This window comes from Acinetobacter sp. NIPH 2100 (genome assembly GCF_000369805.1).
In the GTDB taxonomy this organism is placed as follows: Bacteria; Pseudomonadota; Gammaproteobacteria; order Pseudomonadales; family Moraxellaceae; genus Acinetobacter.
In genome coordinates, this window is record NZ_KB850224.1 from 1,657,402 (window position 1) to 1,668,251 (window position 10,850).

Below are 10,850 nucleotides of genomic sequence, written 5' to 3' on the forward strand. Positions count from 1 at the left end.
CAGTTTACATACGATTTGTAAAGGCATTTTTACATAAGTCTGAAGTGATTTACCACATCAGATCATCTGGAATAACGTATGCTGCATATGGATCTTCTTCATCTGTGGTTTGATCATTTTTCTCAGTATTATTATTCACTAAGATGAAACCCTGCATTTTCTGATCAATTTTTTCTGCAAGTGCTTTAGGCAGATAAGCATAGCTCTCTTGATCTTTGGCAACCACCAACGAACCAGAAACAAGTGCATTATAAACTTGCTGTGAAAGGTAGACCTTTTTGATTTTACCTTCATCAATAAATTGATAGGTGATGTCACCTTCAATTTCTTTGACTTTATGGTGTTTGATCATTTGGATGATAGATGCTTTTAACGCTTTTTCTTCTAAGATGTTCTGCTTTTCTAAATTCAATGCTTGGTCTTTGGCTAACTTTTCTTGCTTGGCACGATCAATTTCAGCTTTCAATGCCGCATCATCATTTTGTCCTGTGCGTTGCCCATGCTGTGCTTGTTTGGTTAATTTCTTAGCTTTCTTATTATCAACCAAACCCGCTTTTAACAACTGAGCTTGCAATGCATTTTTAACCATAATTCAATCCAAATTTGAGTTTGATGAAGAACGAAAATAGAAAATCCAGTAGGCCATACTCATTGCCAAGCTTAAGCCAGTAGGAATGAGAAAGGTCTGTAATTTTAAATAAGGATAAAGCACACTCGCAATGAGTCCACCGCATAAAAAACCCATAAAAATGAGTAGGTGCAGAAAAATACGACGTTTTTCTACTTTTAGACCGCGTGCTTTATAGCCCAATGCTAAACCAATATCAGTGAGGACACCAGATAAGTGCGTGGTACGAATAATAGCGCCTTTGTAATGGCTCACCATGGCATTTTGTACCCCCATGGCAACACAGGCCCACAATAAACCATATCGCGGAAAATAGGGAAGTAACAACCAAGTGAGGAATAAAAAGATCGCAACCAAGCTCAATGGAAGGCCATAGTGTCGACCAAAGGCAACATTGCCATTGCCAAGTATCAGGCCGCTATAAAAAGAGCCGATGACAAAGCAAATGACAACCAGACTTAGATAGATAAAATGCTCAGGCTGCCAGTCCAGTAAACTCATTGCAAGCATACTGACATTGCCAGTCATATGAGAAACAGATTGATGTAGCAGTGTAAATAAGCCTAAAACGTTTACCATCCCTGCATTCAGTGCAAGTAAGAAAGCACCAAGTTGAATCCAGTTGGGTAAACGTTGAAGTGGCATATTAACCTATGAGTTTGGACGGTCTCTGAAATCAACTGCAGCGGTAAATAACACATCCGTTGATGAGTTTAACGCGGTTTCTGTTGAATCTTGCAATACACTGATAATCATACCAATCGCAACAATTTGCATTGATATCTCAGATGATATACCAAACAAGCTACAAGCAACAGGAATCAACAGCAAAGAACCACCAGCAACCCCTGATGCACCACAAGCAGAGACAGTGGCAACCACAGATAAAATGATCATGGTGCTTAAACCAACTGGAATACCTAAGGTATGTACAGCTGCCAGAGTCAGTACTGTAATCGTCACTGCTGCACCCGCCATGTTAATGGTTGCGCCAAGCGGAATAGATACACTTGCAGTCGCTTCATTGACACCTAAACGTTGCGCAAGGTCTAAATTGACAGGAATGTTGGCTGCTGAACTACGCGTAAAGAAGGCTGTAATTCCACTTTCTTTTAAACAGGTAAAGACTAATGGATATGGATTCGCTTTCATCGTAATCGCAACTAGAATCGGATTGATGACAAGTGCAACAAATGCCATGGTGCCAATCAATACGAATAAGAGATGCGCATAGCTTTTTAATGTTGCCAAGCCTGCATCAGCAAAGGTCACTGCAACTAAGCCAAAAATACCAATAGGTGCGAAACCAATCACGGTATGAATGATTTTATTTACAGCATGAGCAACATCTGTCAAAACTTGCTTTGTATTGTCTGAACTATGACGTAAAGCCAATCCCAAACCAACGGCCCAAGCTAAAATACCAATAAAGTTTGCTTCACCAATTGCTTGTACTGGGTTTGCAATAAAACTTAAAAGTAGATTCTTTAAAATTTCTGCAAGACTGCCTGGTGCTTGAAGTCCAGTTTCTGCTGGTAAGTGCAAAAACAGTTGGCTTGGAAATAGGACACTTGCTGTTACGGCACTAAATGCGGCAAGTAGCATACCTACAACATATAATACAAGCACAGGTCTGATATTCGAGCTTTGACCGATCTGGAAATTTGCAATTGAAGATAGAACCAAAACAAAAACTAAAATCGGTGCAACAGACTTTAATGCTTTAATGAATAATTCACCCAATAAACTTAAGTAGGGTGTAAAGTTAGGAAAGAGAAGAGCTACTCCAATCCCTAGAAAAATAGCGATAATAATTTTGCTAACTAAACTCAAGCGAGACAATACATTAAACATATAAAGGCCTTATAAACCTATGCACGGTTTAAGGTTAAACAAGCGCGGTATTCTATACCTAAGTACCGTGAATAATAAAATTTTTTTTGCAATTCAATTACTTTAAAAATAACCAAAAAATTAACACAATGTTTTTTAAAAAAAATTAGGAAAACATGACACATCCTTTTGTATAAAAAAAATCCAATAAAAGCCGTTCATTCTACAAGCATTTCAGGTGAAAGTGTTTGTATTGCTTGATAATGTGATAAAAATATTTGTCCTGTCAGCTCATTGATCAGTTGCGATTTAGACAGTCGATCCATAACTGGGCTCTTAATTTCAGACAAATGCAGTTGAATATTGAGTTGCTTCAGTTCCTGATTAAGATCTTCTAACATTTCTAATGCACTCAGATCGATATTGCTGATACTTGAGCAATTGATCACCACATGTTGCAACAGAGGATTTTGACTAACTTCGGTAATCACATGACCTTTTAGAACATGTGCATTCAAAAAACTCAGATTTTCATCTACACGGAAGGAAACAATTGCTGCTGTTGTAATGACATTGTAATTTGATACATTCCTAAAATGCTGAGTACCTTCAATTAAACCAATGACCGCAATATGTGGTCGACTGATCCGCCACAGCAATAAAATGAAAGTCAGTACAATACCAATAATCAGTCCAGTTGAAATATCCAAACAGGTTACACCAAAGAACGTTACCCACATGGCCAGACCATCTGCTTTTGAATATTTCCAGGTTTCAATGAATGGTGTCAGTGTCACCAATTTCCAGATAGAAACAAAAATTGTTGCTGCGAGTACAGCCAAAGGCAGATTTTGAAAGAAACCAGTAAAGTAGAGACTTACTACAATCATGAGTAAGGATGAAACTACTCCTGACATTGGGGTTTTTGCGCCTGCATCGGTATTTACAACAGTACGAGATAAACTGCCAGAAACGGGAAACCCTGAATTTATTCCTGCGGCGATATTGGCTAAACCCAATGCAATCAGTTCCTGATTACTGTTCAAATCATCGCGTTTCTGTAGCGCTGTGGCTTGAGCAATGGCTAAAGATTCAACAAAACTAATCATAGCAATCATAAAAGCGCTTGGTAACAATTGTTGAACTAGTTCGAGATTCCAAGTGGGAAAATTTAAACTTGGTAAACCTGTAGGAATGATACCAACAGTTTTGATGGCATTATAATCATTACCTAAAAAGCTGATGACAGCGATAGAGAACAGGACGAGGAGTAAAGGTAATGTCTTATTAAGAAACTCCGATCTGATCAACTTTGGAAGCACAAAAAGTATTAAAACGGAGATAAGTCCAAAGCTAATACCAGTTAGGCTGATCACATCAAAATTTTGAGAAAAACTTATAATAAATTCGGGGATGTTACTTGCTTGAAGCGGAATATCGAGTAGAAATTTAAGCTGCCCTAGAGCAATCAGTAGGGCTGAAGCAATAATAAAACTTTGAATCACAGGATGGCTAATCAGCTGAATCAGAAAACCAAAACGAAATAATCCTAAAAGTAGGGAAATGATGCCGACTAACAGTGCCAATAAGCATGCAGCTTCAATATAGGCTGTCGAACCAACAGCAAATAATGGATTGAGTGCTGCGAAGACCATCATGGAGATAATGGCCACAGGTCCAATAGAAAGGGTAGTACTGCTTCCCGTAAACGCATAGATAATCATGGGTAATATACTGGCATATATCCCCATAATTGGAGGTAATCCTGCCAGCATTGCATAAGCCATACCTTGAGGTACGAGCATGGCTAATACGATACAAGCTGCAATCAAGTCAGACTTGAAACTTGAAAGTTGATAATGACTTAACCATTTTCGTGCAGGAAATAGTTTAGCTAAGTTGAGGGATAACAATTTCATGCACAATAGTCTAAATCATAAATTTATATATATTATGCAGAAAAAATGCTAAAGAGGGTATGGTTAAAACAGTTACTGCAATATTATGCGTGGGGGCAATAATGCTCATATAAGGTATTCAAAACCACTTTTAATTTTGGATCCAAAATCGAGTAGAAAATTTGTTTACCATCACGTCGGGTAGAAACCGCATGACTCTTTCTTAACATCATCAATTGTTGAGAGAGTGTTGGTTGAAAAATTTGGGTCAATTCTTCAATTTGTGAAACATTAAGTTCTTGTTTAGCCAAATGACACAAAATAATTAAACGATCAGTATTCGCCAGAGATTTTAGTACATTGACAATTGTACCAGCAGACTCTCTCATTGCTTCGATCTCGAAATCCTTTTGCATGCATATACTCACTAGGTTACAGCCGTGGCTAGTATAAAGTCAGACAAAGAGAAAATTGTAGTAAAACTGAATAATTGCAATGGTTTTTAATGAAAATGTATATCAGTAAAAGTGATAAAATAGTGCATTAATGTGAAATATTCTGTTTTAATAATAAATAATGTGATTTTATTCACATTATTGTTATTTTGGTAAAATTTTATCAAGTGGTATCATCTAGCGGAGTCAATTGGAATATTTTATTGTTTAAAAATACTAAACAATAAAATTAAGTTATTAATATATTTAATGAATATAAAAAAGTTGAAAAAAAGATTGCGCTTTAGGGGAAAGTATATATAATGAGAAACAAGACAGAACGATCTGTCTGCATAAGAAGGATCGGAAGTGCGAAAGTACAACCGCCAGAGGGTAATAATATTTATTATTCTTTTTTACACTCAGACGCAAGCGTGAGCCACAATAATAACTATAAATCACGCTTTATTTTTTATTCAATGATATCTGCATTCTAACTTTTAAAAAATCCCTTTATTTTTAAAGGGATATCTCATATTTATGCCATTGCTTTTTCAAAGTTAATTAGATGTTCAACACGTTTCCAATACTCATCCATCTCGACAGAGTGCTTGTTAACATGTGCTTGAATTGTCATACCATCCAAAATGCTCACAATCAAAGTTGCAAGATGGGTCGGGTTACGAATATCAAGATTTTTAAGTAAATTTTCGATTAAAGCAGTTAACCATATTTTATATTGGGTGGCAGGTTGCAATGTAGAAGGGTAGATTTTGATGACTTCTTCTAATGCTTTCTGAAACATACAGCCATTAAAATCTTCACTGTTAAACCAAGCAGCGTACCAACCAAAAATTGCTTTGAGTTGACCAAGATGATCGTCTTCATCACATTCTGCCAAAGTTGCATTGAGTGAAGTTTGAAGATTGGTGTTCCGTTGTATCAAGCATTCTTCAATTAACTTTTCCTTTGATGGAAAGTATTTGTAGAACGTCATTTTTGCGACACCAGATTCACTAATGATCCGGTCAACACCAATTGAATTATAGCTATGCGAATTAAAAAGTCTTAATGCAGTGCTAATAATATCTTCTTTTTTTGACATACAACGCCTCGAGTTCGCCCATCGCCAAGAGCATCATGTTGCATTTCATTATGCAATTTTGGCACGGATTTTACATGGTATTTTGAAAATATCATAGGGGAAAATAATATTATTTATTTAAATGATTCTTTAATTCATATTTTCAAGTGTAGGTGGTGAAATAATATTTTATGACTATAGAAAATAACTATTAATTAAATCTTAAAATACAATAAAAACATATGGGAATTTATTCAGCTTTGATTGGTGATTATTCATCTAATTGTTTTCAAAGGATAACTCATTTTACCCACATTTTATTTCATAAAGCTATCTATATTGAGATTTATTCTTGTTTGTAGGTATGTATATATTAAAGATACTCGAGTTTTGAAATTTTACTCTGTAGTCGATTTTTGAATATAATCCAAATATTAAAAAGTCAGTTACTTATAGTTAAAATAAATAACTGACTTTAATCGTATAATTTTCTATTTTAAGATTTACTTGGTAGGGTTGCGATAAGTTTTACAAAGTTATGGTAAAGCATTGATTGTTGGCTTGGGGTGTAAACTGAGCGCTTAATGTTACCTTTATCTGTTTCGATTGAAAGCTCAACATTTTTTGCTTTGTCTAGTTCATAAAGGAATGTACTTGGAAGCACAAAGCTATTTGATGAGCGTCTAGGAATGAGTCGATTAATGTTTTTTTGTTCTGTTGGGCCCACAGGTTTGTAAGCAAAGGCTTTTCCATCCACGAAGAAGGTAATGCCTTTGATGTCATAGTAGTCATAACTACTGTTGAGCACCGTTTCTACGCTTAATTGCGCTTTGTGTTGCTTGTCCCATTCAACAAAAACATTGGGGCAAAGTTCGTTTGCTTTGCAAGTCAATGAACCTGCGGTTGCTAGATTGTCTGTTGAAGGTGCAGATGAGTCTGGTAAGGTTGAGCAACCACTCATAACAATACAAAGGCTAAGTAAACATAAAGTTTTATTCATCTTTCAACTCTCTAGGATGTATTCAATATTTCAGTGTTAATGATGTAATTGTGGGCCAAGAAATTCAAATGGTTTGGCGAGCTTAAATTGACCTGTTGCATCACCTGCAAAGGTATTTTGTTGATCTTTACCTAGATCAAGTTTACGCGTTAAACCATCCTTAAAGTTAATTTTCTTTAAATCTACCCAAAATACATTGGGTGAAACTGCCGATTCAAAGAAATAGAGCTGTTGTTTGTGATCAGCGACAGTTCTCCAACGTGTCGAGGAGATATTCGGTTCTTCTGCAGTATTCAAGCCATAGGGTACAGATGCATTACGAATTACACTAAAAACAGAAGCTAAGGCATCTTTAGGATTGTCATTTTTAGGAATGGCATTGATATAAAATGATGCGCGGGCAAATCGATCAGCCGCTCGATTGGTGCCAGGCAGCATCACAGTTCCACCAATTTGTTGCCAATAGGTATTGAGCGCGAGTTGTTGATCAAATGTTGGCGAGTTGGTCATGACTTGATATTTCTTATCATGATGAATGACTTGTTTACCACCAATGTATTCAATAATGGCGCTGTCGCCGGTTTTATCTGAAATCGAGAGGTGTAATGTTGCGAGTCGTTGTTCACCAGGCACACTGTCGGTAATCAGATCAAAAGGTTCTTTTTCTAAAGCATTGACCGCTTCAGAAACGGTTGCGTAATTATCGAGTACGTATTGTGCCCAAGCAGAAATGCTCAACTGTGGTTTATTCGATTTTTTTGTATCTGGATATTGAGATTCGACCAGCCATAACACGTTGGCGACCAGACCTGCTTCATTCATCCCGTCGGTTGTTGAGATGTCATAACCCGTGGCAATCACGCTGCCATATTTGGCTTTCCATTTCAGTGATTTTGGTCCGGCATTACTATCTCGTACAACACCGCTTGGTAGGATCCAGAGATTTGTGGCGACATCGACTTTCCAATCCATCGATCGTGCGGTAATGATATGGTCATTATTACCTAGATACACTGCACGTGTGCAGGCATGGCTGGTTTGTAGAACTAAAGATGAAGTGAGAAATGAAAGGCATAAGATTTTTTTAAACACAAGTCAGTCTCCGAGTTGTTATATCAAGTTGATTTCTATCTAATGTTTTTGTAATGAATTGGATTTAGTCTATTTAAAAAAAATTCTTATTCAAGAATTAAAATGTAATCATTATAAAAAGTAGGGATTTATTTTTATCATTAATTCTATAACAAAATCATGCCTGTGATTGGAAATGATTCCAATCACAGGCATAAAAATTGACGATAGATCACTTAATTTGGGGGTAATAACATCACAATTGCGTTGTTGAGCAATAGCGCGATATCTTCCAGAACCTCAGTGTCATTAAAGCGTTCGTCCAGTACTAAGCTTTCTCCATCTGCAATCTGCTTCAAAAAAGGAATAAATGCTTCAGATACACACACTGTATCGCCATTTGCCCAAAACTCTAGAGACTGGTCTTGTTTTCTGTAAAGTAATCTTGAAGCGGGCTCTAAAATAATTTGGTAATCAGCGCCAATCACTTCGGCTACATCATTGCCATCCACTTCTTCAGGTTCAGGAATGTTGTTGGGATAACTTGCTTCGCTCATATAGGCCATGATTGCTGCATCAAATTCAGGCGCTTGCGTGAGGTAGTCTAATAATTGAGTTTTTAGGTAAGCAAATTCAGTGCTATTCATTTCACCCAAATGTGCAGTCTGTTGACGCACGATATCGAGCAATGGATTTTTGAGTGAGGTATTTTCTGAAAATTTATCACTAACTTGATCAATCATTTCTGACAAGTTTGGCATACGGAAGCCAAAAGAGAAGGTCAAGCAATCATCTTCTGCTACCCCATAATGCGCGAGGCCAGGCGGTACATAAAGTAAATCACCAGGTGCAAGCACTTCATCAAATTGTACATCTATTTCAGGCAAGAGCTTTAATGGCTGGTCAGGAATGAATTGAGTTGATTCATCACACATTTGACCTAACTGCCAACGACGGTGGCCGTGACCTTGTACCAAGAACACATCATAAAAATCAAAGTGTTTCCCAACTGAACCGCCTTGAGGTGCATAAGACACCATGATGTCGTCACGACGCCATTGCGGAATAAAAGGAAACTTTTTCCACAGTTCAGCAATATCAAATGAATAATGATCTACGGCTTGAACCAGTAGCGTCCATAGGTTGGGTAGTTTTTGGAAATCACCTTTGGTCAGTGGTGATGACTTTACATGCCATTCGTTTGGATTTTTATTTTTTTGACGGATTAAGCGGGCAGTCACGTGTTCTTCTAAAGCTAACTCCTGAACATCTGTTGGCTCCAATAGGCCAATAATTTCTGGCATCGCATTACGGACCAATAATGGCTTTTTCTGCCAATATTCATTAAGAAACTGTTCTGCGGTAATGCCGCCGAGTACCGCTAAAGATTGAGACATGGGAAATGAAACCAACAACATATAAATTGGTGCGTATTGTCACTTGAGTTGAATGTTGGCGCAAGTCTTGTGTAAAAGTGATGAAATACTTAGAAATCACCATCAAAAGTAATGGAATGTATTTAAACTTGATCAATTAGATGCGTATTCATTCACAGCCTTTCAAAAAAACAGTATCCTTAAGATGCAAAAAGGAGCATACATGTATCAAGTACTGGCAAGAAAATACCGTCCACGTAATTTCAATGAGTTAGTGGGGCAAAACCATGTTTCTCGTGCTTTAACCAGTGCGCTAGAACGCGGTCGTTTGCATCATGCTTATTTGTTTACGGGTACGCGTGGCGTCGGAAAAACCACGATTGCCCGTATTTTAGCCAAATGCTTAAACTGTGAAACGGGTGTTACTTCGACGCCGTGTGAGGTATGTGCTACCTGTAAAGCGGTAAATGAAGGTCGTTTTATTGATTTAATTGAAATTGATGCGGCATCACGAACCAAAGTTGAAGATACTCGTGAGCTACTCGACAATGTTCCTTATGCACCGACTCAAGGCCGTTTTAAAGTCTACCTGATCGATGAAGTGCACATGCTTTCAACGCACTCATTCAATGCATTGTTAAAGACATTGGAAGAGCCGCCTGAGCATGTCAAATTCCTGTTTGCGACCACTGATCCACAAAAATTACCAATTACCGTGATTTCACGTTGCTTGCAATTTACCTTGCGTCCGTTGGCAGTTGATGAAATTACTGAGCATTTGACTGCGATTTTAAATAAAGAACATATTGAAGCTGATCAAAATGCAATTTGGCAAATTGCTGAGTCTGCACAGGGTTCATTGCGTGATGCCTTATCTTTAACGGATCAAGCGATTGCCTATGGTCAGGGGGCAGTACATCATCAAGATGTCAAAGATATGTTGGGGTTGATTGACCGAACCATTATTTATGATTTGATTTTAGCAATTCATCAAAATCAGCAAGCCCATGTCAGTCAGTTATTGTTGCAATTTAGACAGCAAGCTTTAGATGTTTCTTTGGTACTAGATCAACTGGTTTCAACTTTGCATGAATTGGCGCTGTTGCAGTATTTACCTGATCTTGCTTTGAAATATAGTGAAGAAATTAATCAGAAAATTCTGCAACTATCAAAACTTATTTCTGCTCAGGATTTACAGCTTTATTATCAAATTGCCTGTAAAGGGCGTACTGAGTTGCAACTTGCTGTGACTCAGGAACAAGGCTTTGAAATGACGGTCTTGCGTTTATTGGCATTTAGACCAATGACCCCCAATGAGGTCACTGTCAGCGCAGCAGCTGTAACGCAAATTGCAACCAGCAGTATTCAACCAGCCGCTCAAAACACGGCTTTAGAAAGTCAGCTTGCGGTCCAACAAGAAACCGTTATGGTTGAACCTGAACCTGAACCTGAACCTGAACCTGAACCTGAACCTGAACCTGAACCTGAACCTGAACCTGAACCTGAACCTGAACCTGAACCTGAAC

The 10,850-nt window shown here is 37.6% G+C and carries 10 protein-coding genes; 1 reads left to right on the plus strand and 9 read right to left on the minus strand.

Annotated elements, in window-relative coordinates; translation table 11 throughout:
- Window positions 1-49: 49 nt before the first annotated feature.
- The 9 genes from F887_RS10320 to F887_RS10280 form a co-directional block, all read right to left on the minus strand.
- Window positions 50-589: a DUF2058 domain-containing protein gene (locus tag F887_RS10320; protein WP_005152444.1), complete on the minus strand. Its 540-nt coding sequence runs from the start codon at window positions 587-589 to the stop codon at window positions 50-52.
- A 3-nt stretch (window positions 590-592) separates the two neighbouring features.
- Window positions 593-1,273 carry a YoaK family protein gene (locus F887_RS10315; protein WP_005293465.1) on the minus strand — a complete coding sequence of 227 codons (681 nt, stop codon included), beginning with the start codon at window positions 1,271-1,273 and terminating at the stop codon, window positions 593-595.
- A 6-nt stretch (window positions 1,274-1,279) separates the two neighbouring features.
- Window positions 1,280-2,482, minus strand: a complete 1,203-nt coding sequence (gene sstT / locus F887_RS10310; RefSeq protein WP_005293468.1) for a serine/threonine transporter SstT — start codon at window positions 2,480-2,482, stop codon at window positions 1,280-1,282.
- A gap of 197 nt (window positions 2,483-2,679) precedes the next feature.
- Window positions 2,680-4,380, minus strand: a complete 1,701-nt coding sequence (locus F887_RS10305; protein ID WP_005293471.1) for a SulP family inorganic anion transporter — start codon at window positions 4,378-4,380, stop codon at window positions 2,680-2,682.
- Window positions 4,381-4,463: 83 nt separating this feature from the next.
- Complete coding sequence (locus F887_RS10300) at window positions 4,464-4,775, minus strand: ArsR/SmtB family transcription factor (protein WP_005152449.1); 312 nt, start codon at window positions 4,773-4,775, stop codon at window positions 4,464-4,466.
- Window positions 4,776-5,331: 556 nt separating this feature from the next.
- On the minus strand, window positions 5,332-5,898 hold the full coding sequence (locus tag F887_RS10295) for a TetR/AcrR family transcriptional regulator (protein WP_005293474.1): 567 nt from the start codon (window positions 5,896-5,898) through the stop codon (window positions 5,332-5,334).
- Between the two features lie 475 nt (window positions 5,899-6,373).
- Entirely contained in the window at window positions 6,374-6,877 is a 504-nt protein-coding gene (locus F887_RS10290) for a hypothetical protein (RefSeq protein WP_005293479.1), read from the minus strand.
- A 36-nt stretch (window positions 6,878-6,913) separates the two neighbouring features.
- Window positions 6,914-7,969 (minus strand): linear amide C-N hydrolase, encoded by a 1,056-nt coding sequence (locus F887_RS10285; RefSeq protein ID WP_005293480.1) that lies wholly within the window; start codon window positions 7,967-7,969, stop codon window positions 6,914-6,916.
- Between the two features lie 215 nt (window positions 7,970-8,184).
- On the minus strand, window positions 8,185-9,345 hold the full coding sequence (locus F887_RS10280; protein WP_005293483.1) for a cupin domain-containing protein: 1,161 nt from the start codon (window positions 9,343-9,345) through the stop codon (window positions 8,185-8,187).
- A 202-nt stretch (window positions 9,346-9,547) separates the two neighbouring features.
- On the opposite strand from F887_RS10280, the gene dnaX reads away from it, so the two are divergent.
- The coding region (gene dnaX / locus F887_RS18780) for a DNA polymerase III subunit gamma/tau (protein WP_005293486.1) at window positions 9,548-10,850 on the plus strand (1,303 nt) is incomplete at its 3' end.